The following is a 24,946-nucleotide window of genomic DNA, read 5'->3' as shown; positions in this document are numbered from 1 at the left end:
CGGGCTGGGTTCGGCTGACGCGGGTCTTCAGTAAAGCGCCTGGATGCCCTTGCGTCGTATCACGTTCAACAGCGCCAGCGCAGGGCCCTTGGCCTGAGTGGCGCCACGTTCCAACTGCGATACATAGCCTGCCGTCATGTTGAGATAGCGCGCCAATGCCGCTTGGCTGAGATGCGCGCGTTCGCGAACTTCGCGCACCTGTTTGGCGGAAAGAGGCTCCGCCGTGGGCAACGTTGCCGCCCCAAGATGACGGGCGGTGATCTTTTCGTGCGTCGCCTCGTCCATGATTCCCAGCCGCCGTTGCGCGTCGGCCATTTCAATCAGTTCGCCGGCAAGGCGGCTACGCCTGGTCGTCGTCATTTCGTATCTCCTGATCGCCTTCATCGATAGCGTCACGAATGGCGTCGGCCGGCGCGGTCCGCCTCGCGGTATGCCACGATCATGCGGAATCCGGCCGATCGGCCTTGGCCGGGGCGTGGACGCGCTGCTTGATCAGGCCTCCTCCGAGGTCCGCGTCGATGAGGCCCTTGCGCGCCCGCTCTACCGTCATCCGCAATGCGGCATCGGAAAGTCCTTCATGTCGGGCAAATCGTCGGACTCCCCTCGTCTTGGAGACTCTCAACATGCCACTCTATGGCATGTAAAACTATAGTACTTGAGCATATAGATCCGCAAACTGCGTGATTTGCCGAAGGCAGATTGCATCGCAGCTTGCCGGAGGATGCACGCCGTGAGGGACGAAGATGCCTCAGCTCACGGCGTCGCTTTCCAGCGCACGTCCATCAATGCCCCGACACCGCCGCCTTCCCCGGCTTGTCGTGCGTGCCGTACTTTTCCACCATCGTGGCGCTGGCGCGGTTCAGGCCGAGCACCCGCACGTCGATGCCGTTGCGGCGGAACTTATGCACCACGCGGTCCAGGGCGTCCACGGCGGTGATGTCCCAGAAGTGGGCGTGCGACAGGTCGAGCAGCACGCGCGGGATGTCTTCCTTGAAATCGAATTCGCCCGCCAGCGATTCGGACGACGCGAAGAACACCTGCCCGCGCACGCTGTAGCGCCGCGTGGCGCCGCCGTCTTCCAGCGCCGACTCCACCCGCAGGATGCGCTGCACCTTCGAGGCGAAGAACACCGCGCTCAGCAGCACGCCGGCCAGCACGCCCAGCGCCAGGTTGTGCGTGGCCACGACCACCACCACCGTGGTCAGCATCACGAACGACGAGCTGCGCGGATGCGTGGCCAGGTTGCGGAACGAGCGCCAGTCGAAGGTGCTGATGGACACCATGATCATCACGGCCACCAGCGCGGCCATCGGGATCTGCTTGACCCACGGGCCCAGGAACACCACCAGGATGATCAGCATGATGCCGGCCACCAGGCTGGACAGCCGCGTGCGACCGCCGGATTTCACGTTGATGATGGACTGGCCGATCATGGCGCAACCGGGCATGCCGCCCAGGAAGCCGGCCACGATGTTGGCGCAGCCCTGGCCGCGGCATTCGCGGTTCTTGTCGCTGGGCGTGTCGGTGAAATCGTCCACGATGGACGCGGTCATCAGCGATTCCAGCAGGCCGACCACGGCGATGGCCACGGAATAGGGCAGGATGATGCGCAGCGTGTCCAGCGAGAACGGCACCGCGGGCAGCGCGAACGACGGCAGGCTGCCGGGAAAGGCGCCCATGTCGCGCACCGTGCGCACCGGCAGGTCCAGCGCCAGCGCCACGATGGTCAGCAGGATGATGCAGACCAGCGGCGAGGGGATCGTCCTGGTCAGGTACGGGAACAGGTAGATGATGGCCAGACCGGCCGCCACCAGCACGTAGACCGTCGGCGGGCCCGCCGTCAGTTCCGGGATCTGCGCCAGGAAGATCAGGATGGCCAGCGCGTTGATGAAGCCGGTGATGACCGAGCGCGATACGAAGCGCATCAGGCCGCCCAGGCGCAGCAGGCCGGCGCCGATCTGCAGGAAGCCCGCCAGCACGGCGGCCGCGAACACGTATTGCACGCCGTGGTCCTTGACCAGCGAGGTGATCAGCAGCGCAACCGCGCCGGTGGCGGCCGAGATCATGGCAGGGCGGCCGCCGGTGATCGCCGTGACCACGGCGATGCTGAAGGCGGCGTACAGGCCCACGCTGGGGTCCACGCCCGCGATCAGGGAAAAGGCCAGCGCCTCGGGGATGAGCGCCAGGGCGACGACCAGGCCGGACAGCAGGTCGCCGCGGACGTTAGAGAGCCAGTCCTGGCGCAGCGAGGAGTTGATCATGATGGTTGCGTATGTCGGATGAAAAACGGAAGACGGGCAGATGCCAGCCGCGCGTGCGCTCGGGGTCCGGGCGAATCCGGACGGACGATGACGAGAAAGGGGCGTGAACCCGCCATTGCTTGCGGCGGCATGCGCCGCCGTCGCCGCGGCGACCGACCTCTGGAATCAGGGGCTGGAAGGAATCCAGGCAGAGAGGTCGGGGCGGCAGTTACATGGGTAGGCGGCGGGTCGGAAGGAAAATGCAGCGCGGATTGTAGGCCTGCGTCTGGGCCGGCTGCAAATCGTCCGTGCGGACGTCCGCGCCGGCTATCGTCGGGCCGCGGCGGGGTCGCGTGACAGCCTGGCCATCCAGGCGCGCAGGCGCCGCCAGCCGATCACCACGCCGGTCACCGAGATCACCAGCCCGCCCAGGCTCAGCACGATCAGCGCCACGTCGCGCAGCAGGACCTCGCGCAGCATCGCGGGCATGTCCCAGCTGTGCAGGAAATTGAACAGCCAGCGCCCCGCGCGCTGCGAGCGGTCCAGGCTGGCGGCGATCTCGCCGGTGCGCAGGTCGATGTAGACGCGGGTGCCGCCGGCATCCGCGAAATCAAGCCGCAGCACGGGCAGGCCGCGCGCCTGCGCGCCGTTCATGGCCTCGAGCTGGCGCTGGTAGTAGTAGTCATCGTAGCGGTCCAGCACCTGCCTGGCGACGATGGGCGCCTCGAACAGTCGCGCCGCGGCCGGCATCAGCTGCTGCGGGGTCCATTGCCGGGCAATCGCGGGATGCCCCTGTCCATCGTCGAATACCAGCCGGCTGGCGGCCGAGGCGTCGTACGCCAGCACATGGGGCACGCCCGCAACGCGGCGCCATTGCAGCTCGACCGCGCGGAAACCGCTCTCCTGCAAGGTCCGCAGCATGCGAGCCGGATCCTGCAGCGCGGCGCAGTCCGCTCGGCATCGGCCTGGGTGCCCCGATCCACCTGGCCCGTCCGGGGTCGGCAGGCCGCCGCGGCCGCCGTCGCCTGCATCGCGATACGCCACCACGTTCGGGCGCCCGTGCGCGGGCGAGAACACGTCCAGCGGATTCATCGACATCAGCCCGCTGAAGATCCACGTGAACAGGATGCCGCTGAACAGCAGCCCCACGACGTGGTGCCATTGCATCCAGCCCTCGCGATACGGCGAGCGCGAGCCGGATCTGTAGCGGCCCCGGAAGCGCCAGCGCCAGATGCCGACCACGATACCCGTGGCCGCGCTGAGCGTGCAGAACGCGGACAGCACGATCACCGTCCACGTCCACACCGGATCGACCGGCTGGTTGCGGAACAGGTACAGCCAGTGCAGCCAGGCGCCCACGTAGTTCCAGCGCTGCTGCGCCAGCGGCGCGTCCATCACCACCTGGCCGGTGGCCGAGGACACGTACAGCGTGCCCGGCTCCGCGCCTTGCAGATCCACGCGCCGCAGCGGCCGGTGCGGATCCAGCCCGCGGGAATGGGTCCAGCGGTCTTCCCAGACCTCGCCGTCGTCGCGCACCGATGATTCCGGCGCGAAGGCCCGCGCGGCGGCCTCGGCGCGCGCGCCATCGACCGGACCGGCCGGCTGTCCCGTCGCCGCGGCATAGGCGCGCGGCACGCCGCGCGCATCCGTCCGCACGTAATGCGGCTCGCCGCGGATGGACGTCAGGACGGTGTCCGCGCCGCCTGGCGGCAACGCGGACGGCGCCACGCAGCAGCCCTGCGCCGGCAATGCGGGCAGGGCGCCCAGGCGCTCCCAGGGCGTGAGCTTGGGATAGCCCACGTACAGCATGACCACGCCGCTGATGAACCACAGCGCCATCAGCACGCAACCGGCCACGCCGGTCCAGCGATGCACCAGATACGTCAGCCGCCGCGCGCGGGCGCCGAGGTTCGTCATGGCGATTCTCCCGCGTCAGAAACGGTGGTTCAGCGTGAGCTCGACCCGCCGGTCGGCACCGTACAGCCATTGCGTGGACGTGTAGTAGGCCGTGCTGTAGTAGGCCCGGTCGAACACGTTGTAGCCGCGCAAGGTCACGGTGGTGTCTCGGTTCATGTCCCAGCGCAGGGCCAGGTCCGTCGTGGTGTAGGACGGCAGCTCCAGGGTGTTGGCGCTGTCGGCATAGCGCTTGCCCACGTAGCGCAGGCCCCCCATCGCCGTCCAGCCCGGCTGGAAGTTCCAGCTTATCCACAGGTTGGCCAGGCGCTCGGCCACGTTGGGCGGCACCTTGCCCTGGCGCGACACCGCCACGCCGTCCTGCGCCTCGGAGAAGTCGTCGTACCTGGCGCGCAGCGCGGTGGCGTTGGCCTCGACCTTCCAGCCGGGTGCCACGTTCAGCGCCAGCGAGGCTTCCAGGCCGCGCGACGACTGCTGGCCCACCTGCACGCTCAGGCTGGGGTCGAGCGGGTCGCGCGTCACCAGGTTCGACTTCTTGATGTGATAAGCCGCCACCGTCAGTTCTCCGCGGCCATCCCAGAAGCCCTGCTTGACGCCGACTTCGATCTGCTTGCCGCGCGACAGCTCGAAGTCGGCATTGGACGGACTGAGCATCAGCAGCCCGCCCACCGGATCGGCCGCCTCGGAATATTGCGCATAGACCGACAGGTCGGGCTGGATGTCGTACACCGTACCCACGCGCCAGCCGATGTCGGAATACGTGCGGTCCAGCACCTGTTGGCCCGCCACCAGGTCTTGCCGCCGCAGCCGCGCGTGGTCGTAGCGCAGGCCGCCCAGCACGCTCCATCGCGAGGTCAGCGCCACGCGGTCCTCGGCGAACAGCGAATACTGCTCGGCCTTGTTGCGGTAGCGCGGGATGAACGGGATGTCGCTGGTGAAGTAGCCGGGATCGAAATCGTAGGGATCGACCGGCCCGCTGCTGCCCGTGTAGGTGTTGTTGGTGTGCTGGAACGTACTGCGGTTCACGTCGAAGCCTACCGACAGCGTGTTGTCCAGGCCGCCCAGCCTGCCCTTGAACGTGGCATCCGTCGTCAGGCCCGTCTGCTTCTGGTCATGCGAGATGGCCGTGTTGTCGGAGCGGTCGATCAGGCGCGTGGCGGAATCGTAGACATAGCTTTCGGCGTTGCGCCAGTCGCGCTGGCTGTCCACGTGATACAGGCGCGTGCGCAGCGTGGTGGCGTCGTTGGGCGTCCAGGTGGCGTCCAGCTGCGTCCACTGGTCGCGAAAGCGCATGAAGCTGTCGCGCACGTTGTAGTTCTTGTCGCGCAGCGATTCCAGCTGGCGTCCGTCAACCAGCGGCGTGCCGAAGTAGCGCATGGGCCGCTGGTAGCCGTAGGCATGGCTCAGCGTGAACGACAGGTCGGGCGTGGCGTCCCAGCGCAGCGCGCCCGAGAACGTGGCGTCGCCCGAATCGCCGCGGTCCACCCAGCCCGCGGTGTGGTTGCCGCTGACGTCCAGGCGATACGACAGCTGGTCGGTCAGCGCGCCGCCGCTGCCCAGGCCCAGCCGGGCCGTGTCCTCGGTGCCCACGGTTGCCTGCACCTCGCTGCGTATCGGGCCTTGCGTCGGCTTCCTGGGCACGACATTGACCACGCCGCCGATGGCGCCGTCGCCGTAGATCACCGAGGCCGGGCCGCGCAGCACCTCGATCCGCTCGATGGACCACGTGTCGAACGGAAAGGTCACGCCCACGCCGCCGTACTGGCGCAGGCCGTCGTACAGGCGCATCACCGAGGCGCTGTCGGTGAAGCCGCGCGTGGACAGCGCGGACAGGCCGTTGCCGGGATGCGGCATCGCGCTGATCGCGCCGGCGCGGGTGATGGCGTCGGACACGTTGGCATCGCCGCGGTCTTCCAGCTGCTGGCGCGTGATCACGTCGAGGCTGGCCGGCGTCTGGCGCGGCGTCAGGCCGAGGTTGGAGCCGGTGGAGGCGGGCGTGTCCAGCGTGTCTTCGACGCGGTCCGCGCTGACGGTGATCGGCGCCATCAGCGCGGGCGCCTGGCCCAGCGCGGGCGCGGCGACCAGGCCCAGCGGCAAGAGGCCGGCTGCGCGCCGCAGGGCTGCCCGCAGGCGGCCCGAAAGAGGGGAGAACATGGTGTCGTTCCTGAATGCATGGGCGGGCAAGGCCGGCGGACGGCACGGTGCGGGCATGGCGGCGCCGCGGACTCATGCCGCATGCGTCCGCGATGCGCCCAGCGGCGATCGCGCCGGCACGCGCGCACGGCCTGTGCGTCGGCGTGCGCGGTCCCGCGGATTATCGGTAGGAAGATCGCGCCGGGTCCGCCAAGGCGGACGGCCGGACGCCGGGCATTCAGGCGAAGACGGGTGGCGCGCGCGCCAGCGAGACGTTCCAGACCGGCGCGGCGCGCGGGGCGGGGTCGTCGGCGACCACCAGGCGCGCATAGCGCACCAGCACCGCCGCGATGTGCGGCGTTTCAGTGGTCGGCAGCAGGGAAGGGGTGTGGCACAGCAGGCAATGGCCCGTGGCGCGGCTGACGGACGGCGTGTCGCCGTCGGAGGACTTGACCGCCAGGTCGACGGCCACGAACTCGTGCGTGGCCGAATTGCACAGCTGCACCCACACCGTGCGCGCGACGGAACTCGTGCCGCTGGCCAGCCCCAGTGCGGGAACCAGCGTGGCATAGAGGAACGCGATCAACAGGAGCCAGCACGATCGGCGTCGTGCCGAAATGCTCAGGCCCATGGTGTGTGTCGTTATCGATTATCAGGCGTGCTTGACGCGGGAATTCTAGCAGCCGCGGATGGATTTGCGCGTGCCGCAAAATGTCGCACCGCGGCGGCGGCGCGATCCGTGAAGCTTCAAGCATCCGCGGTGGCTGGGTCATCGCGCCCGCGCCCGCCGCGTTGTCCGCCTTCCTGTACAGTTGACGGCTGTCTGGCCGCCATCGCCGGCCGCGCTTTTCCGTTGCTCCGATTCCGCTCATGCCAGAAACCGCCTTCCTGCCTCCCGCCATCGTCTGGTTCCGCGACGACCTGCGCCTGGCCGACAACCCCGCGCTGGCGCGTGCCGCCAAGTCGGGCGCGCCGCTGGTCTGCGTGTACGTGCTGGACGAGGTCCACCCCGATGCCCGCGTGCTGGGCGGCGCCTCGCGCTGGTGGCTGCACCGCGCCTTGCAGGCGCTGGACGCCGCGCTGGCGGAGCAGGGCGGATCGTTGCTGCTGCTGCGCGGCGACGAGACCCGCGCCATCGCCGGGCTGGCCGACGCCGTCGGGGCCGGCGCGGTCTACTGGAACCGCCGCTACGCCCAGGCGCAGCGCAACGTGGACGCAGGCCTGAAGGCCGCGCTGCGCCAGCGTGGCCTGACCGTCGAAAGCGCGGGCGGCAGCCTGCTGTTCGAACCATGGGAAGTGAAGACCGGCTCGGGCGGCCCCTTCCGTGTCTACACGCCGTTCTGGCGCGCGGCCGGCAAGCTGGGCAGCGTGGCGCAGCCCTTGCCGGCGCCGCGCGCGCTGTCCTTCGCGCCGCTGCCCGCGACGTTGCCGATGCGCGCCTCGCTGGAGGACCTGAAGCTGCTGCCCCAGCCGCCCGAGCCCGATTGGGCCGGCGGCATGCGCGAGGCCTGGATCGGCGGCGAGTCCGCTGCCATGCAGGCCCTCGGCGGATTCCTGAAGCGCGGCCTGCAAGGTTATGCGGCGGGCCGCGACCGCCCCGACCAGCAGGCCACCAGCCGCTTGTCGCCCTATCTGCGCTTCGGCGAGATCTCGCCGCGCCAGGCCTGGCACGCCGCGCAGGCGGCCGACGGTGACGGCCGCGAGAAATTCCTGGCCGAGCTGGGCTGGCGCGAGTTCTGCTACAGCCTGCTGTACCACTATCCAGACCTGCCCACCCGCAACTTCCGCCGCGAGTTCGACCACATGCCCTGGCGCGACGACGCGGCCGGCCTGCGCGCCTGGCAGCGCGGCCAGACCGGCTATCCGCTGGTGGATGCCGGCATGCGCCAACTGTGGACCACCGGCTGGATGCACAACCGCGTGCGCATGGTCACGGCGTCGTTCCTGGTCAAGCACCTGCTGATCGACTGGCGCGTGGGCGAGGCCTGGTTCTGGGATACCCTGGTCGACGCCGACCCGGCCAGCAATGCGGCCAACTGGCAGTGGGTGGCGGGCTGCGGCGCGGATGCCGCGCCGTATTTCCGCGTCTTCAATCCCATCATCCAGGGCACGAAGTTCGATCCCAAGGGCGACTACGTGCGCCGCTGGGTGCCCGAACTGGCCGGCCTGCCGGCCTCGGTGATCCACGAACCCTGGAAGGCCTCGGCCAACCAGCTGGCGGCCGCAAAGGTGAGGCTGGGCCGCGATTATCCCAAGCCTATCGTCGTGCACGAGGAAGGGCGCAAGCGGGCGCTCGAGGCCTTCGCCACGCTGACGGGCAAGGACCAGGGTTGACGATTGCCGCGCCGGTGCAGGCGCGGCCCGTCCGCCCCGGGGCCCGGTCCAACGCGGCACGCCGCATCGCTTGCGGGCCGGGCGTGCTAACCCGCCAGATACGCCACCAGGTGCATCAGTCCATACAGCAACCCGCCGATCAGCGCCCCGACGAACGTGCCGCTCAGCCGGATGGATTGCAGGTCGCTGCCCAGGTTCAACTCCAGCTGGCCGGTCAGTTCCTCGGCGCTCCAGGCCTCGACCCGGGCCACGATGAAGCGGCGGATCTTCTCCCGGTACGCTTCCACCAGCGGCTCCACGGTCTCGGTCACCCAGTCGTTGAACCAGGCCTTCATCTCGGGCTGCTGGTCGATGCGCTTGCCCAGGTTCAGCGAGGCCTTGAACAGCGCGGCCCGCACCTCGGAGTCGTCGCGCGCCAGGTCCACGCGTAGCCAGTCCAGCGCGCTGCGCCAGATGTCCTGGATGTACCGCGACAGCTCGTGGTTCTCCAGCACGCGGTCGCGGAACAGGTCGATGCGGGCGCGCAGCGCAGTGTCGGTGCGCAGTTGCGCGATGAAGCGGGGAATGTTCCGTTCCAGCTTCACGCGCAGTTCATGGTCTTTGTCGCGGGCCATGTCCAGGAACAGCTGGCGCATGCCCGCCGCCACCTTGTCCGCGATGTTCTCGGCCACGGGCTTGTCCAGCCGCACCCAGCGCATCACCGACCACAGCTCTTCCGCGATCTTCTGGGCCAGCACGCCGCGCGTGGCGGGCGCGCCGGGGATGTCGGCGATGTCGCGCAGCAGGCTGTCCATCGCATCCTGGTGGCGGCCGTCCTGGGTCAGCACGGTCAACAGGCGCGCCAGCAGGTCGGACACGTCCAGCCTGCCGAGCTTCTCCTTGGTGTTCGCGCGGATGAAGTCCTGCAGCTCGTCGCTGTCCAGCAAGGCCACCAGCCGCGGCGCATGCCGCACCACGAAGTCGGCCAGCCGCGCGGCCGATTCGGGCCGTGACAGGGCATGCACCAGCCGCTGGGCCGGATCGAAGGCGTGCAGGCGCTCCAGCACCTGTTCCTTTCCCAGGAAGTGGTCGCAGATGAAATCGGCCAGGCTGGCGCCGATGCGATCCTTGTTGCGCGGAATGATGGCCGTATGGGGTAGCCAGCGCAGCCCCAGCGGGTGCCGGAACAGCGCCACCACCGCGAACCAGTCGGCCAGCCCGCCCACCATGGCGGCTTCGGCCATGGCGGCCAGGGCGCCGATGTACACGTTCCGGTGTCCCGGATCCAGCGCCGTCAGCGCCACGAAAACCAGGCACGCGCCCAGCAGGCTGTACGTGGCGTGGCGCTTCTTGCGGCGCAGTTTCAGCACGCGGGGGTCGTGTCCGGACACGCCGCCCTCACTTGCGCAGATAGCGCTTGCTGCCGTTGGCCGTCACGCAGTATTGGCCACCGCGCGGTCCGGTGCAGAAACGGTTGTCGCCGCAGGAGCAGCCTTCGCCCGCCGCTGACGCCTTGGGAGCGGGCGGTCCGGCGGACAGCCGCGCCATGCCCGTGTACGCCGGGCAGGACTTCATGCTGCCGCTGGCCGATCCGTCGTTGCAGATGAAGGTTTCGCCTTCGCAGCGCGAGATGCCGCCCTTGCTGCCCGAGCACGGTTTGTTGGCGGCCTGCGCCGGCATGACGGCGGCACACCCGAGCGCCAGGGCCGCCACGGCAAGCGCCGCGAGACGTCGGGCTGCGTCGCAACGGCTCATGGCGGTTCTCCCTGCCTCAGTCCGCGCCCACGCCCAGCCCGCGCAGCGCATCGCCCAGCTGCGCGAACCGGTACGGCTTCTGCACCGAGGCCATGCGCGGGTGCGCGGGCAGGTCGCCCTCGGCCACGTTGGCGCCGCTGGCGATCACGATGGCCAGGTCGGGATAGCGTTGCGTCAACGTGCGCACCAGGTCCTCGCCCTTCATGTCGGGCAGGCCCATGTCCACGATGGCGCCCCGGAACGCGCCGGGCTCGGCCTCGAGCAGCCGCAGCGCCTCGCCGCCCGTGGCGGCCTCGACGACCTCGTAGCCCAGCTCTTCCAGGCCGTCCAGCGCCAGCATGCGGATCAGGTCCTCGTCCTCGATCAGCAGGATGCGCGCCGGTCCGTCGCTGGCCGGTTCCTCGCCGGCCGCGTCGGGCGCCCTGCGGTCCAGGATGTCGCGGATGCGGTTGGCCAGGTCCACGAACGAGAAGGGCTTGGGCAGCAGGTCCACGCCCGCGGGCAACTGCCCGCCGTGCGTCAGCGCGCCCTCGGCATAACCCGACGTGTACAGCACCGGCAGGCCGGGCCGCAGCGCGCGCGCCGCCTCGGCAAGCTCGCGGCCGTTCATGCCCTTGGGCAGGCCCACGTCGGTGAACAGCAGCGAGATGTCCGGATGGCGATCGATCTGTTCCAGCGCCTCGGGGCCATCGGATGCCTCGTGCACCGTGTAGCCCAGGTCCTGCAGGATGCGCACGGAATGGATGCGCACGCCCGTGTTGTCCTCGACCACCAGCACCACCTCGCCGGCGCGCGCCTCGGGCGCCTGCCCGTCCAGGCGCGTCTCGGCTTCCGGCAGGCCCGTAGTGTCCTGGCGCGGCAGGTACAGGTGCACCGTGGTGCCCGCGCCCAGCGTGCTGGCGATCTGCACGTGGCCACCCGACTGCTTGACGAAGCCGTACACCTGGCTCAGGCCCAGGCCGGTGCCCACGCCGATGTCCTTGGTGGTGAAGAACGGCTCGAAGACCTTGTCCAGCAGCTCGGCCGGTATGCCCGTGCCGGTGTCGGCCAGGCTGATCCGCACGTATTGCCCCGGCAGCAGGTCGTCGGCCTCGGCGCGGCCGATGCCGACCTCGACGTTGCCGGTGCTGATGTGGATGACGCCGCCGTCGGGCATGGCGTCGCGCGCGTTGACGGCCAGGTTCACCAGCGCGCTTTCCAGCATGTGCGGGTCGATCAGCGTGTCCCACAGCTCGGCCGACAGCTCGGTGCGCACCTCGACCTGTTCGCCCAGCGTGCGCGACAGGATCTCGATGGTGTCGGAGACCAGGCTGTTCAGGTCGATGCGGCGCGGCTGCAGCGGCTGGCGCCGCGCGAACGACAGCAACCGCTGCGTCAGCGCCGCCGCCCGCTGCGCGCCCAGCTTGGCATGCGCCAGCGCGGTCGCCGTGCGCCCGGGCACGCTGGTCAGCGTGCGTTCCAGCGTCTCCAGGTTGCCCAGGATGACGGTCAGGAAGTTGTTGAAGTCGTGCGCCACGCCGCCGGTCAACTGGCCGAAGGCCTCCATCTTCTGCGCCTGGCGCAGCTGCTCTTCGGCGCTGCGCGCGGCGCTCTCGGCGTCGGCCCGCTGTTGCATCTCCTGCAGCAGGCGTTCGTTGGTGCTCAGCAGTTCGGCCGTGCGCGCCGCGACCATGTGTTCCAGCTCATCGCGGGCGCGCTTGGTGTCCGTGATGTCGACGTTGATGCCCAGCAGCCCCAGGAAGCGGCCGCCGCGGTCCACGCGCGGCACGCCCTTGCACTGCAGCCAGCGCAGGTCGCCATGGCGGTCCAGCACGCGCATTTCCATCTGGAACTCGCGCCGCTCGTGCGTGGCCCGCTGCATGGCGTCCAGCACCTGCGGCAGGTCGCGGCCATCGATGGCGCGCTGCCAGCCCTGGCCCAGCATGGCGCCGGCGGGCTGGCCGAACAGGTCCTCGAAGTGGCGGTTGGTGAAGATCATCTCGCCGCGCTCGTCCGTCTCCCAGATCAGGGCGGGAGCGCTGTCGGACAGGGTGCGGAAGCGTTCTTCGCTGTCGCGCAGGGCTTCCTCGGCGCGCGTGCGGGCGCGCCGGTCCTCGGCCTCCAGCAGCGCGCGCCGCGCCGCGGCGCCCAGGCGTTCCAGGCGCTCCTTCAACACGTAGTCGGTGGCGCCTTCCTTCATGGCCTTCACGCCGATCTCTTCGCCGATGTATCCGGAGACGAAGATGAAGGGCACTTCGGGCGCCAGTTCGGCGGCCATGCGCTGCGCCGCCCAGCCGTCGATGTCGGGCAGCGAGAAATCCGACACCACCAGGCTGATGCCGCCCTGGCGCAGTCGTGCTTCGTACGATTGACGGTTGCTGGCGCGATGCAGGGGCATGCCGGGCAAGGCTTCGCCGAGGTGATACAGGATCAGCTCGGCGTCCAGGTCGTCGTCTTCGAGAATCAGAACGCTCACGGCTCGTCCGCAATCCTTCGTTTGGCTTTGGCGATGTCGCGTTCGCGATGCATGGGGGGCGGCTGGTTCAGGATGGCCCAGAACATGCCCAGGTTGCGGATGGCCGAGAAGAATTCGGCGAACTCGACCGGCTTGACCACGAACGAATTCACGCCCAGCCGGTAGCTGCGCACCACGTCGCGCTCCTCGCGCGACGAGGTCAGCATCACCACCGGGATCTGCTGCTGCTGCGGATCGGCCTTCAGGCGCGACAGCACTTCCAGGCCATCGACCTTGGGCAGCTTCAGGTCCAGCAGGATCACCGCCGGGTCGCCCGCCGGACGGGTGGCGTGCACGCCCTGGCGATACACGTAGTCCAGGGCCTCGGCGCCGTCGCGGACCACCACGACCTCGTTGGCGATATTGCACTGCGCAAGCGCCGCGAGCGTCAGTTCGACGTCGTTGGCGCTGTCCTCTACCAGCAGGATGGGGCGCAGATCTTTCATTTTTTCCATGTATGACTCATTGTGCGGGAAGCGCAAAAGAAAAGCGCGCGCCTTGGTCGACGGCGCCTTCGCCTTTGATCCAGCCGCCATGCTTCTCGACGATGCGCTTTGACAACGCCAGGCCGATGCCCGTGCCCTCGAAGTCGTCGTGATGGTGCAGGCGCTGAAATACGCCGAACAGCTTGCCGACATACGCCATGTCGAAGCCCACGCCGTTGTCCTCGACGACGAAGACGGTGGTGGGCCCGCTGTTCGATCCGGTAATGCGTATCACCGGCGCCTCTCTGGTGCCGGAGTACTTGACCGCATTCTCCATCAGGTTGTACCAGACCTGCCGTAGGTATTTCGCGTCGCCGTAGGCAGGAGGCAGCGGCGAGATGTCCCAGGTCGGGCGCGCATCGGGCAGGCTCAGTTCGACCGCCTGCCGCACCTCGGCAACCATCTTGTTCATGTCCAGCGGCTGCGGCGACAGCGCCGCGCGGCCCAGGTGCGAGAAGCGCAGCAGGTCATCGACCAGCCGGCCCGCCGTCACGGCGGCGCGCACGATGTTGTCGATGTAATGCGTGGACGTGTCGTCCAGGTCGCCTTCGCGGCGCTTGAGCAGCTCGGCGAAGCCGGCGATGTGGCGGAACGGCGCGCGCAGGTCGTGCGAGACCGAATACGAGAACGACTCGAGCTCGACGTTGCTGCGCTGCAGCTGCTCGGTCAGTTCGGCTCGTTCCTCGGCGCGCTTCAGGATCAGGTTGACCACCACGTTGCGGAAGTCCGTCAACGCATCGACTTCCGAGCGCCGCCAGGCAATGGCGCGGTTGCGCACCTGTTCCTGCCAGATGTCGAACGACTTGCGCGGATGCAGGCGGCCCGACACCGGATCGACCGACTTGTGCGGATTGCCGCGCCAGCTGACGGTGCGAACCACCTGCGGCCGGAACCACAGCAGGAAGCTCTGGTGCACGCGCGAGATGGACGCCGCCGCCAGGCCGCTGGCCACGTCCGAGAACGCTTCGGCCTCGGGCCATTGCCCCGCCAGATGCTCGGTGGCGTAGGTCTGGTCGACCTGGTGCTCGGCCAGCCAGTCGACGATCTGGCTGATCTGGCCTTCGGACGGCGTATTGCCCACGGTGTAGATCTGGTTCTGCCAGACCAGCGCCGCGCCCTGCGCCTGCAGCAGCGACATCCAGGCGGGCGAGCGCTCCTTGAAGCCGTCCTGCAGGTTTTCCGAGCGCGCCAGCAGGTCGACCAGCTCGACCTCGACCTTCTTCAGCTCGATGCGGTGCGTGTGTTCCGAGATGCGTTCGTTGGCGCCCAGCTGCTGCGCCACGATGCGGCCGAGCAGTTCGCTGGCCGCGCGCACCTGCGGCTGTACGTAGTGCGGGCGGGCGCTGTGGCAGGACAGCAGGCCCCACAGCTCGCCGTCGATCACCAGCGACACCGACATGGACGCGTACGTGCCCATGTTGCGCATGTATTCGACATGGATGGGCGAGACGCTGCGCCACGTCGCATAGGTCAGGTCCAGCGGCTGCCGGTCGGGGCCGATGAAGGCGGGCTCGATCGGCACCGGCACGTAGCCCGCGTCGGGGATCAGCCGCACCCGGTTCAGGCAGTACAGCGCGCGCGCCTGGGCGGGAATGTCCGAGGCGGGGAAGCGGTGGTTCATGTACACCGGCAGCACGCCGTTGTTGTCCTCGGCCACCACCGTGCCGTGCCCGTCGCTGTCGAAGCGATACACCAGCACGCGGTCGAAGCCGGTCAGGCGGCGCATTTCGGCGGCGCTGCGCTGCAGGATCACGTCCACGTCGCCCGCGGGGTCCAGGTCGTCCAGGAACGAGCGCAGTTGCGGATACAGCGCGTCCAGCGTGGCGTGGCGCTGCACGTCCACCGCCTCGAATTCGACCAGCAGGCCCTGCGGGCTGCGCGAGCCGGACAGGTACAGGTGGCGGTCGCGCACGCGGATGTTGAGGCTGAGGGTCTCGCCGTCGCCGGCGGCCCAGTCGCGGATGGCGTCCAGCGCCAGGTTCCAGCCCTCGTCGCCATTGTCCGCCAGCGGCTTGCCCGGGGTGATGGTCAACCCGGTGATGTCGGCGCAGTTGACGCTGGCGCTGATCACGCACTGGTCCTGCGCGGCGAGCAGGAGCAACGCGCCAAACGGCTGGATGGCGCCGGGGATGCGGATGGGCTCCTGGGCACACTGATCCAGATTCAGATCAGCCGTGGACGAAGTTCCTGTTTGTTGCACCGTTGCCAGACCCTCTACTCGTTGGACGTTGCCTGCTTAACCCTCAGAGAATAACACCCCCTAAGTGTCCGCTTACGCGGTTACAACTGCGTGCCGCCCGGGGCTGGTGCCGTGGGAGACCTGGACGGGCCATGGCGCGTTCTTGCCTATACTGGGACACCCGTCGTCCCCTCGCCGCTTACGTGCACCGCTACGCCCCCGGCTCATTCCCCCGTTGCTTACGGCTGCCTGCCCTGTGGCTGGCGCTGTCGCTGCTGGCCGGCTGCGCCGCCTCGCATCAGCCCATGGGGCCCGCCGTGCAGGCCCCCCGGCTCGAGGACCAGGCGCTGGTCACGCCGGACGGCATGATGCTGCCCCTGCGCCAGTGGCTGCCGCCCGGGCCGCCCCATGCGGCCATCCTGGCGCTGCACGGCATGAACGACTATTCCAATGCCTTCGCCCTGCCGGCCGAGTACTGGGCGCAGCAGGGCATCGCCACTTATGCGTACGACCAGCGCGGCTTCGGCCGGGCGCCGCAGCCGGGCATCTGGTCGGATACCGGGACCATGGTGGCCGATCTGAACGCCGCCGCCGACGCCATCCACGCCCGCCATCCGGGCGTGCCGCTGTACGTGCTGGGCGAAAGCATGGGCGGTGCCGTCATCGTGGCCGCGCTCGCACAGGCGCAGCCGCCCCAGCACGGCGGCGGCCCCCTGACGCGCCGCATCGACGGCGCCATCCTGTCGGCGCCCGCCCTGTGGGGACGCCAGACCATGAACCTGTTCTACCGCCTGACGCTGTGGGCGGCCTACCAGGCCGTGCCCGGCATGTCGCTGGAGCCTCCGGCCGGCCTGAAGATCGTGCCGTCCGACAACGACGAGATGCTGCGCGCCCTGGGCCGCGATCCGCTGGTGCTCAAGCGCACTCGGATCGACGCGGTCAACGGCCTGGTCGACCTGATGACCACGGCCTACGACGACCTGGACCGCCTGCCGCACGACGTGCCGGTGCTGGTGCTGTATGGCCAGCACGAGCAGGTGCTGGACCGCAAGTCGGTCTCCGAGGCGCTGGCGCGGCTGGACGCGGTCCGGCCGTCCATGCCCGTGCGCCAGGCCGTCTATGCGCGGGGCTATCACATGCTGCTGCGCGACCGCTGCGCCGCCACGGTCTGGAGCGACGTGGCGTCGTGGGTGGACGCCCCCGGCGCACCCTTGCCCAGCGGGGCGGACCGCACGGCGTGGATCGAGGAAAAGGGCCACGGCGCCGAATGTCCGGGCGGCCTCGCCGCCGATGCCGAGCCCGCGAAAGACCGCCGCGTCCAGTCGTCCGCGCCCGCCAGCGGACAGTTTCCACCCGTGCCCGTGCCGACCGACTGATACGGCCGCCACGAGGTTATAGGGATATAGCGCTTGCGTCGTTCGTGCGCGCAGGGGCGGGGTTTATCCTGGCCGCGAGATCAAAAACCCCGCACCGCGACGCTCGAAGCCGATCATGATCATTTCCCTGCAAACCGCATCGCCCGCGCTTTCCCTGTCATGGCTGCCCGCCGTCGACGTCGTGGCACGGCTGCTGGACGTCACCGCCCGTTATTTCGCCATGCCGTTGCCGGAGAAGAAACATGGCCGCCCGTGAGGTCCGCCGTGCCGAGCACCCGGTCGACCCGCTCTTTCTCGACCGATGGTCGCCGCGCGCCTACGCCGACGAAGCCATCGGCGCCGACACGCTGCTGACGATCCTCGACGCTGCGCACTGGGCGCCGTCTTCCTACAACTTCCAGCCCTGGCGTTTCGTCTATGCACGGCGCGGTACGCCGTCCTGGGACCGCCTGCTGGGTACCTTGAACGAATTCAATCGCGGCTGGGCGCAGGCCGCCTCGGCGCTGGTCGTGATCCTGTCCAAGACCACCGCCACGCCGCGCGGCCAGCAGGAAGCGGTGCCCAATCCCACGCACAGCTTCGATGCCGGGGCCGCGTGGGCCTTCCTGGCCCTGCAGGCCAGCCTGCTGGGCTGGCACGCGCACGGCATGGCGGGGATCGATCGGGATCTGGCGCGGCGGACGCTGGGCGTGCCGGATGACTACGCCATCGAAGCGGCCGTGGCCATTGGCCGCCTGGGCGACAAGGCCACGCTGCCCGCCTCTCTGCAATTGCGCGAAGTGCCCAGCCAGCGCCTGCAACTGGCCGACGTCGCGGCCGAAGGCCACTGCAGCGGCCTCGGCGCGGCCTGAGGCGCGCGCTCAGTTCTCCAACGCCCGCAGTTGATTCCGGTATCGGGCCACGACGTCCGCCAGGAGGTCGCTGCCGCCCAGGTCCTGGTGCCTGTCGATGAAGGCCGTCAGCGCCTGGCGGTATTCCTGCCTGAAGGCGTCGTTGTCCGGGCCGGCCCGCCACTGGCGTTCGGCGCGCTCCACGGCGGCCTGCTCCTGGCGCAGCAGCCGTGCCTGCCCGTAGGCCGACTCGTCGCTCATGATGACGATGTTGCGCTCGACGCCGGGCACATACTTCACCTTGAATGACTGCCCCTCGGGCGGGATCAGTATTTCATTGCGGATCGGCCAGATCGCCACGCTCATCGTCGTGAAGGTCGTGGCCACGCTGGGCCCCGAGGCCGGCTTGACCACCACGTCGTGCTCGTACACGCGCTGCTCGTTCAGCAGCATGCTGGTCTCGCGCGAATCGATCATCACGGCGGTGCCTTCGGTGCCCGCCGCGTTCAGGAATGCCGCATTGAGAAAGTTTCCGAACATCGCGTTCGCCGCGCCCAGGATCACCATGGGGATCATCAGGATGAATCCCCAGGCGCTGCCGCGTCGCGCCAGCGCGTAGAGGCCGATCAGCAGGCCGGCGCCGGTCAGCGCCATGAACACCGCGATGGAATGCTGGACCACGAAGAAAAGCAGGGCGGAAAGCGTACTCATGGGCGTCCTGTCCGTATCGGGGCTGGATACGGTAACACCGGCGCCTCTGCGTCGTGCGCGCGAGCGCGCTAGGCCTGCAAGGGGGCAGGGGGAAGGTCGCCCTGGCCCAGCCGTACCCGCCACGCTTCCAGCAGAGCCAGGTTGATGTGGAAGTCGCAGGTGGTGGCCGCGGGCTTGGGCGCGGCGGCCAGCGTGACCAGCTCGTTCAACAGCGCCACCACGTCGCGCTGGGACAGCAGCAGGGCGAAAGCTTCTTCCATGACATGGCGGGCCCACAGCGGCTGGTTGAGATCGAAGCCCACGAACCACCGATACAGAAGATTATGGTTCAGTTGCTCGTGCAGGCTGGTGTCGGACGGAATCGAATACAGAATGCGGACCAGCAGCGCGCGCATCAGTGGCTCGGGCGCGATGCGCATTTTGTATGAGCCCAAGGCGGTTTTGAGCCTGCCGTTTTCCATTTCCAGTTTGGCGTTGATGGCATCCCGCAGAAAACCCAGGATATGGGCGTCGGGCAGGAACTGCTCGATTTTCGGGTGGCGCGCCCACGTGGCATGTCCGACCAGCCATACCACTGGCGACTTGTATCGCCACACGCATACCGGTTCGATTTCCGCCTGCGCGATATAGGTCGCGAATTTGCTGTAGAAATCGCTCATCTTGACGTGCCGGGTGCCCGCTGGCGACATGAAGGAACCCTGTGGGCGCCGTGGCATCGCGGAATCGTTCGAATCGGACGGAATGGGCATGGTTTTCCTCGGGCGGGCGTGGCTGCGGCGCCCTGTCCCCGGTCGATGGCCGGGAATGGGCGCCGCAGGACGTAGGGTGTCTTCGGTAAAAAAACACCGGTATGGGAATATATAGAAATTTATGCGATAAATTCGTAACTGATAAATGAAATTTCGTTTTCTGTGCGTTGAAATTTCGCGCGGGTAAGGAAAATCGGTATTTTTGCCGGAGAAATTCCAGCGCTGCCGCCGCTTAATCGGTTTGTCATTTTGGCTTGCTAAGCCCGGCCGGCTGATTTTCTGCCGTTGTAAATCAGCGGTCGGCCCTCCGCGCGCATGCTTTCCATGTCAGCGCTTGCGGTTCAGCCGGTATACCAACGTTTCCAGACGGGTCAGGCCCCGCTGCGCAAACTTCGGTTCTTTCTCCAGGGTGTCGCGGCGATAAACCTGCTCGGCCACGCTGTGCGGTCCATACAGCGCCTGCACCTCGGTGTCGTTCACCGAGAACGGCGGTCCGTCCATCTGCTGCTGGGGATAATCCAGCGTGATCAGCAGCCCCTCGTAGTCGTCGGGCAGTTGGCTGTAGACGTGCTGCACGTAAGTTGCGCGCATCTCGGGCGGCAGCGCGACCAGCGCCGCGCGGTCGAACACGCCCCGGCAGCTGGCCAACGTCTGCGCGTCCAGCGCGAAGATGTCGCCGCATACGATTTCGATGTCGCCCGCCACGTAGTGCCGGCCGGCGGACGATTCATGGATTTCGGGTCGCAGCGCCTGCTCCTCGAAGAACTGCGCCACGGCCAGCGGCGACAGCTCCACGCCCAGCACGCGCAGGCCCTGGTCGGCCAGCCAGCGCATGTCCAGCGTTTTGCCGCACAACGGCACCAGCACGCGGCTGCCGCGCGGCAGCCGCAGCAGCGGCCAGTAGCGCTCCAGCGGCGGCGTGACGCGCGCCTGATGAAAATTCGTTTGCCCGTCGCGCCAGCGTTCCAGCCAGAATTCCGCTTCCATGCCGCTCCTCGTCATCGATAGGGGAAGGCCGGTGGGGCGGCCTTCGGTGCCGGTATTGTAGGGATCGGGCCTTTCTAGATGAATCCCGCCACGGCGTGCGGCACGTAGGGCGCTTCCAGTTGCGCGATCTCGTCGTCGTCCAGCACCAGCGACAGCGAAGCCACCGCGTCCGCCAGGTGCTGCGGCTTGGAGGCGCCGACGATGGGGGCGGTCACGCCGCGCTTCTGCCGGAGCCACGCCAGCGCCACCTGAGCGCGCGGCACGCCGCGCGCCTGGGCCACTTCGCCGACGCGGTCGATCACCGCGCCGTCGGCCTGCGCCGTACGGTCGTACAGCTTGCCGCCATACACATCGGTTTCCACGCGCGCGGTGTTCTCGCCGACGGGCCGCGTCAGGCGGCCACGCGCCAGCGGGCTCCATGGAATCACCGCCACGCCCTGGTCCACGCACAGCGGCAGCATCTCGCGCTCTTCCTCGCGATACAGCAGGTTCAGGTGATTCTGCATGCTGGAGAAGGGCGTCCAGCCATGTTCGCGCGCCAGGTACAGCGACTTGGAGAACTGCCAGGCATGCATGGACGACGCGCCGATGTAGCGCGCCTTGCCCGCCTTGACCACGTCGTGCAGCGCCTCCAGCGTCTCCTCGATGGGCGTGCCATAGTCCCAACGGTGGATCTGGTACAGGTCGACGTAGTCGGTGCCCAGCCGGCGCAGGCTGTTGTCGATCTCGGCAAAGATGGCCTTGCGCGACAGGCCCATGCCGTTGGGTCCCGGCCGCATGCGGTTGTACACCTTGGTGGCCAGCACGACTTCTTCGCGGCGTGCGAAGTCCTTGATGGCGCGCCCCACGATTTCTTCCGACGTTCCGTCGGAATAGGTATTGGCGGTGTCCAGGAAGTTGATGCCCGCCTCCAGCGCCTGCCGGATCAGCGGCCGGCTCTGGGCCTCGTCCAGCGTCCAGCTGTGCGCGCCGCGCTCGGCCACGCCGTAGGTCATGCAGCCCAGGCACAACTGGGACACCTCCAGGCCGGTGGAACCGAATTTCACGTATTTCATTGCCGGGGCGGATGACATCGGAAAACTCCTGTGAGGGGGAAGCGGTAGGGACTCTTACTGTAGACCAGCGCGGACCAACAACGGCTGAATCGAGATTGCGTGTCCAGGCATTGACAAGCGAAGAACGGTCGTTCTACCATGCGGCCGTGCATAGAGAACGATCGTTCTCCAATTTTGAATTCTGGTTTTGCCGCCTGCCCATGACTACGCACGAAGCGCCTTCCGACCTGCAGATCCGCCTGCTCGATGCCACCGAACGCCTGGTCTATGCCGACGGCATTCATGCCACGGGCATGGACAGCATCGTGCGCGCCTCCGGCGTGGCCCGCAAAAGCATTTATCGCCATTACCCGACCAAGGACGAACTGGTGGCCGCGGCGCTGCTGCGGCGCGACGAGCGCTGGATGCAGTGGTTCATCGCCGAGACGTCCCACGCCGCCGACCCTGTCGAGCGCGTGCTGTCCATGTTCCCGGCGCTGCGGCATTGGTTCGAATCGCCGGGTTTCCATGGCTGCGCCTTCATCAACGCCGCTGGCGAGATCGGCGATGCCGACCATCCCATCCGCGCGGTCTCGCGCCTGCACAAGCAGCGCCTGTATGACTACGTGCTCGAGCGGGTCGCGGCCTGCCCGGTGGCCGATCCCGACGAGCTTGCCAGGCAGCTGCTGGTGCTGGTCGACGGCGCCATCGCGGTGGCGCTGGTCATGGGCGATCCGTCGGCCGCCGACAGCGCCGGACGCGCGGCGCGGGCGCTGCTGGCGTCCGCCACCAAGTAGGTCGTTTCCGCGTTTCCCTCGAAGTCTTCACTTGAACATCCGCCACCCCCAGGAGCCTGCCATGTCGAACACGAACGAAGTCCGCCCGCCCGTACCGCCCTTCACGCGCGAAACCGCCATCCAGAAAGTCCGCCTGGCTGAGGACGGCTGGAACAGCCGCGACGCCGCCAAGGTGGCGCTGGCCTACAGCCTGGACACCAAGTGGCGCAATCGCGCCGAGTTCGCCACCAACCGCGACCAGGCGCGCGGCTTTCTCGAACGCAAGTGGGCCAAGGAGCTGGACTACCGGCTGATCAAGGAGCTGTGGGCCTTCACCGAGAACCGCATCGCGGTGCGCTATGCCTACGAGTGGCACGACGATTCCGGCAACTGGTTCCGCTCGTATGGCAACGAGAACTGGGAGTTCGGGCCGGACGGCCTGATGGTGAATCGTTATGCCAGCATCAACGACAAGCCCATCGCCGAGTCCGAGCGCAAGTTCCGCTGGCCGCTGGGCCGCCGTCCCGACGACCACCCGGGGCTGTCCGACCTGGGGCTGTAGAACGCGACACCGCCGGGCGGAGCACGTCGGGCGGCGGTGACGGCCGCGCACGGCTGCGTGGCGACGCCGGCTGCCACCCGGATGTCACGTTCCCTCCCTACCATTCGGCACGTTCAGTTCCACGTCATAGTAGAGCTGACGCCACTCTTAACCATTGAATGGTGCCGCCGAATGAACGCCCGATTTCCGTTGGTGAAACGCCCCTTGGCCCACGTGCTGGCCGCCTCGACCCTGGCCCTGGTGCTGGCCGCGTGCGGAGGCGACAAGAAGGATGACGATACGCCGCCCGTGGCCGAAACGCCGCCGGCCACGCAGCCGCCCGCCGCCGAGCCCGTGCAGGTGGCGTTCATGCCCGACATCCATTTCCACGACGTCTACGCGACCTTCGAGGACGGCTCCTTCCGCGGCCTGCCCAACACCAAGTCGGGCCGCAACGCCACCATCCGCACCATGCAGGCGCAGATGACCTCGACGCGCCTGTTCAACGAAAACTACTTCGCCTTCCTGGCCGCGCTGGATGACGCGGTGGCGCGCGGCGTGAAGGTCATCGCGCTGCCGGGCGACTTTTCCGACGACGGCCAGCCGATCCACATGCGCGGCCTGAAGAAGATCCTGGACGAGTACTCGATCCGCCACGGCATCGAGTTCTTCGCGGCGCCCGGCAACCACGACCCCAACGTGCCGTTCGGCCGCCCCGGCGGCAAGAGCGACTTCCTGGGCACGGACGTGAACACCGGCGTGGCCGGGGCCCCGCAGGCCATCTACAGCCGCGGCGCGGGCGGCTGCACGACGGGTTATGGCGATTCGTGGACGCGCCTGGGCAACGGCACTTACTGCACCGAGGAGATCCGCGAGCAGGGCTATCCGGAGATCACGGCGGCCCTGGCCAATCATGGCTTCATGCCCAAGGCCAAGTACCGCTATTACGAGACGCCCTACAGCACCTATACGTACGACACTTATTCGTACGAAGAGGCCGCCGAGCAGGCGGTGTGGACGAGCCGCGAATACGAGATCTGCCGCGAAGGCTCGGGCGGCAAGTATCGCCAAGACGGCTATACCTTCTGCCGCAATGTTCCGGACACGACCTATCTGGTCGAACCCGTCGAGGGCATCTGGCTGGTCGGCATCGACGCCAACGTGTACGTGCCCACGGGCGCCGGCGTGCGCGACTTCTCTGGCTCGGGCGACGCCGGCTACAACAAGATGCTGACCCACAAGCAGCACGTGATCGAGTGGCTGACCGACGTGGTGGCGCGCGGCAAGGCCGCCGGCAAGCAGGTCGTGGCGTTCAGCCATTTCCCCATGAGCGAGTTCTTCAACGGCGCGTCGGACGACATCGTGGCGCTGCTGGGCGCCGGCAAGATGCAGATGGTGCGCCGTCCCGCCGAGGACGTGACGCGCGCGCTGGCCGAGACGGGCCTGCAGGTCCACGTGGGCGGCCACATGCACTTCAACGACACCGGCATCCGCAAATACGACGGCGACCACGCGCTGTTCAACATCCAGGCGCCGTCGATGGCGGCCTACGTGCCGGCCTATAAGGTCCTGGCGCTGGCCGGCAACGAGATCGAAGTCCAGACCGTGCGCCTGGACAACGTGCCGCGCTTCGACGAGCTGTTCGAGCACTACCATGCCGAGCACGACTACTTCACGGCCAACCCCGGCGCGCTGCCCGGCGGACAGACGCTGTGGGACGACAGCATCCTGGAAGCGACCGACTATGGCGACTACAGCACGCGCTACATGTCGGAACTGGTGCGCCTGCGCCTGCTGAACGACGACTGGCGCTGCGAGATGCGCGAACTGGTGAAAAGCCCGCTGGACGGCGTCGACCTGCTGGTGCTGTCGCAGCTGCGCACCGGCGTCACGCTGAAGGAGCTGAGCGTCACGGGCGACCATGGCCTGTTCAGCCCGGCCTTCTTCAATTGCCTGGCCGACATCGGTCCCGCCGCCATGCCCAACCCGGACTACGCGGCGGACCGCGCGGCCGCCGAGACCCGCGCCCGCGCCCTGGCCCAGGCCAACGGCATGCGCCTGGAGGACTTCGCCGCCTGGAAGGCGCTGGACCTGGCGGGCGACTTCGTGCGCCTGGCCAACGCCGGCGACCTGGCCTTCGCCGACATCCCCGAGGCCCGCGCCCGCCAGTACAAGCTGCTGGCCGAGGCCCTGGCCCAGACCAACGCCACGCTGGCCATGAACGGCACCCAGGTCCAGAACGACAACGAGGTCGGCGCCTTGTTCCAGGCCCGCTTCAAGCCCCTGATGGCCATCATGCTGAAACTGGCCAATGGTGCGCCGACCCGGCACTTCACCATCGACCTGCGTACCAATGAACTGACCGATCTGACGGCGGAGGTCTCGCCGTTCTGATCGGGCGCAGACCCGCCCTGTGGGCCTTTTCCTGA

At 68.2% G+C, this 24,946-nt stretch carries 22 protein-coding genes; 7 read left to right on the top strand and 15 right to left on the bottom strand.

Annotation, left to right across the window (positions count from 1 at the left end; translation table 11 throughout):
- Positions 1 to 27 precede the first annotated feature (27 nt).
- From FS845_RS23445 to FS845_RS23420, 6 genes are all read right to left on the bottom strand, one after another.
- On the bottom strand, positions 28 to 360 hold the full coding sequence (locus tag FS845_RS23445; RefSeq protein WP_144639966.1) for a helix-turn-helix domain-containing protein: 333 nt from the start codon (positions 358 to 360) through the stop codon (positions 28 to 30).
- Positions 361 to 439: 79 nt separating this feature from the next.
- Positions 440 to 625 carry a type II toxin-antitoxin system RelE/ParE family toxin gene (locus FS845_RS26970; protein ID WP_222130023.1) on the bottom strand — a complete coding sequence of 62 codons (186 nt, stop codon included), beginning with the start codon at positions 623 to 625 and terminating at the stop codon, positions 440 to 442.
- A 157-nt stretch (positions 626 to 782) separates the two neighbouring features.
- Positions 783 to 2,261, bottom strand: coding sequence for a SulP family inorganic anion transporter (locus FS845_RS23435; RefSeq protein ID WP_144639963.1), 1,479 nt, complete (start codon positions 2,259 to 2,261; stop codon positions 783 to 785).
- 306 nt (positions 2,262 to 2,567) lie between these two features.
- The gene (locus FS845_RS23430; RefSeq protein WP_144639960.1) at positions 2,568 to 4,157 is read right to left on the bottom strand and encodes a PepSY domain-containing protein; all 1,590 of its coding nucleotides are present in this window, start codon (positions 4,155 to 4,157) and stop codon (positions 2,568 to 2,570) included.
- Positions 4,158 to 4,172: 15 nt separating this feature from the next.
- A complete protein-coding gene (locus FS845_RS23425) occupies positions 4,173 to 6,308 on the bottom strand; it encodes a TonB-dependent receptor (protein ID WP_144639957.1) in 2,136 nt (711 codons plus the stop codon).
- Positions 6,309 to 6,525: 217 nt separating this feature from the next.
- The gene (locus tag FS845_RS23420; protein ID WP_144639954.1) at positions 6,526 to 6,918 is read right to left on the bottom strand and encodes a DUF2946 family protein; all 393 of its coding nucleotides are present in this window, start codon (positions 6,916 to 6,918) and stop codon (positions 6,526 to 6,528) included.
- Positions 6,919 to 7,157: 239 nt separating this feature from the next.
- Here FS845_RS23420 and FS845_RS23415 point away from each other — a divergent pair, with 239 nt between their 5' ends.
- Positions 7,158 to 8,621 (top strand): cryptochrome/photolyase family protein, encoded by a 1,464-nt coding sequence (locus FS845_RS23415; protein ID WP_144639952.1) that lies wholly within the window; start codon positions 7,158 to 7,160, stop codon positions 8,619 to 8,621.
- An 86-nt stretch (positions 8,622 to 8,707) separates the two neighbouring features.
- Here the strand turns inward: FS845_RS23415 and FS845_RS23410 are convergent, their stop codons facing one another.
- The 5 genes from FS845_RS23410 to FS845_RS23395 are packed head-to-tail and all read right to left on the bottom strand — an operon-like array spanning position 8,708 to position 15,534.
- On the bottom strand, positions 8,708 to 9,970 hold the full coding sequence (locus tag FS845_RS23410; protein WP_144639949.1) for a DUF445 domain-containing protein: 1,263 nt from the start codon (positions 9,968 to 9,970) through the stop codon (positions 8,708 to 8,710).
- A 28-nt stretch (positions 9,971 to 9,998) separates the two neighbouring features.
- Positions 9,999 to 10,355, bottom strand: coding sequence for a hypothetical protein (locus FS845_RS23405; protein ID WP_260986421.1), 357 nt, complete (start codon positions 10,353 to 10,355; stop codon positions 9,999 to 10,001).
- Positions 10,356 to 10,371: 16 nt separating this feature from the next.
- Positions 10,372 to 12,810, bottom strand: a complete 2,439-nt coding sequence (locus tag FS845_RS23400) for a response regulator (RefSeq protein WP_186332392.1) — start codon at positions 12,808 to 12,810, stop codon at positions 10,372 to 10,374.
- Entirely contained in the window at positions 12,807 to 13,304 is a 498-nt protein-coding gene (locus FS845_RS26635; RefSeq protein ID WP_260986420.1) for a response regulator, read from the bottom strand. Before FS845_RS26635 ends, FS845_RS23400 begins: the two co-directional genes overlap by 4 nt.
- Positions 13,305 to 13,311: 7 nt before the next feature.
- Positions 13,312 to 15,534, bottom strand: coding sequence for an ATP-binding protein (locus FS845_RS23395; protein ID WP_144639943.1), 2,223 nt, complete (start codon positions 15,532 to 15,534; stop codon positions 13,312 to 13,314).
- A gap of 131 nt (positions 15,535 to 15,665) precedes the next feature.
- Here FS845_RS23395 and FS845_RS23390 point away from each other — a divergent pair, with 131 nt between their 5' ends.
- The 3 genes from FS845_RS23390 to FS845_RS23385 all read left to right on the top strand — a co-directional run bounded on the left by FS845_RS23390 (position 15,666) and on the right by FS845_RS23385 (position 17,740).
- Positions 15,666 to 16,889 (top strand): alpha/beta hydrolase, encoded by a 1,224-nt coding sequence (locus tag FS845_RS23390; RefSeq protein WP_222130022.1) that lies wholly within the window; start codon positions 15,666 to 15,668, stop codon positions 16,887 to 16,889.
- 115 nt (positions 16,890 to 17,004) lie between these two features.
- On the top strand, positions 17,005 to 17,145 hold the full coding sequence (locus FS845_RS26630) for a hypothetical protein (protein WP_186332391.1): 141 nt from the start codon (positions 17,005 to 17,007) through the stop codon (positions 17,143 to 17,145).
- Entirely contained in the window at positions 17,132 to 17,740 is a 609-nt protein-coding gene (locus FS845_RS23385) for a nitroreductase family protein (protein ID WP_144639940.1), read from the top strand. Before FS845_RS26630 ends, FS845_RS23385 begins: the two co-directional genes overlap by 14 nt.
- Positions 17,741 to 17,749: 9 nt before the next feature.
- Here the strand turns inward: FS845_RS23385 and FS845_RS23380 are convergent, their stop codons facing one another.
- The 4 genes from FS845_RS23380 to FS845_RS23365 form a co-directional block, all read right to left on the bottom strand.
- Entirely contained in the window at positions 17,750 to 18,430 is a 681-nt protein-coding gene (locus FS845_RS23380; protein ID WP_144639937.1) for a hypothetical protein, read from the bottom strand.
- A 68-nt stretch (positions 18,431 to 18,498) separates the two neighbouring features.
- Positions 18,499 to 19,179: a transposase gene (locus FS845_RS23375; RefSeq protein ID WP_144639933.1), complete on the bottom strand. Its 681-nt coding sequence runs from the start codon at positions 19,177 to 19,179 to the stop codon at positions 18,499 to 18,501.
- Between the two features lie 327 nt (positions 19,180 to 19,506).
- Positions 19,507 to 20,166: a thiopurine S-methyltransferase gene (locus tag FS845_RS23370; RefSeq protein ID WP_144639930.1), complete on the bottom strand. Its 660-nt coding sequence runs from the start codon at positions 20,164 to 20,166 to the stop codon at positions 19,507 to 19,509.
- Between the two features lie 74 nt (positions 20,167 to 20,240).
- Positions 20,241 to 21,221 (bottom strand): aldo/keto reductase, encoded by a 981-nt coding sequence (locus FS845_RS23365; RefSeq protein WP_144640246.1) that lies wholly within the window; start codon positions 21,219 to 21,221, stop codon positions 20,241 to 20,243.
- Positions 21,222 to 21,421: 200 nt separating this feature from the next.
- On the opposite strand from FS845_RS23365, the gene FS845_RS23360 reads away from it, so the two are divergent.
- The 3 genes from FS845_RS23360 to FS845_RS23350 all read left to right on the top strand — a co-directional run bounded on the left by FS845_RS23360 (position 21,422) and on the right by FS845_RS23350 (position 24,911).
- Positions 21,422 to 21,997: a TetR/AcrR family transcriptional regulator gene (locus FS845_RS23360; RefSeq protein ID WP_144639927.1), complete on the top strand. Its 576-nt coding sequence runs from the start codon at positions 21,422 to 21,424 to the stop codon at positions 21,995 to 21,997.
- A 61-nt stretch (positions 21,998 to 22,058) separates the two neighbouring features.
- Positions 22,059 to 22,538 (top strand): DUF1348 family protein, encoded by a 480-nt coding sequence (locus FS845_RS23355; protein WP_144639924.1) that lies wholly within the window; start codon positions 22,059 to 22,061, stop codon positions 22,536 to 22,538.
- A gap of 192 nt (positions 22,539 to 22,730) precedes the next feature.
- Complete coding sequence (locus FS845_RS23350) at positions 22,731 to 24,911, top strand: metallophosphoesterase family protein (RefSeq protein ID WP_260986419.1); 2,181 nt, start codon at positions 22,731 to 22,733, stop codon at positions 24,909 to 24,911.
- The last annotated feature ends 35 nt before the right edge of the window (positions 24,912 to 24,946 follow it).

Origin of the sequence: Bordetella genomosp. 13 (assembly GCF_007679965.1) — a bacterium.
In the GTDB taxonomy this organism is placed as follows: domain Bacteria; phylum Pseudomonadota; class Gammaproteobacteria; order Burkholderiales; family Burkholderiaceae_B; genus Bordetella.
This window is presented reverse-complemented; position numbering and strand designations above follow the sequence as displayed.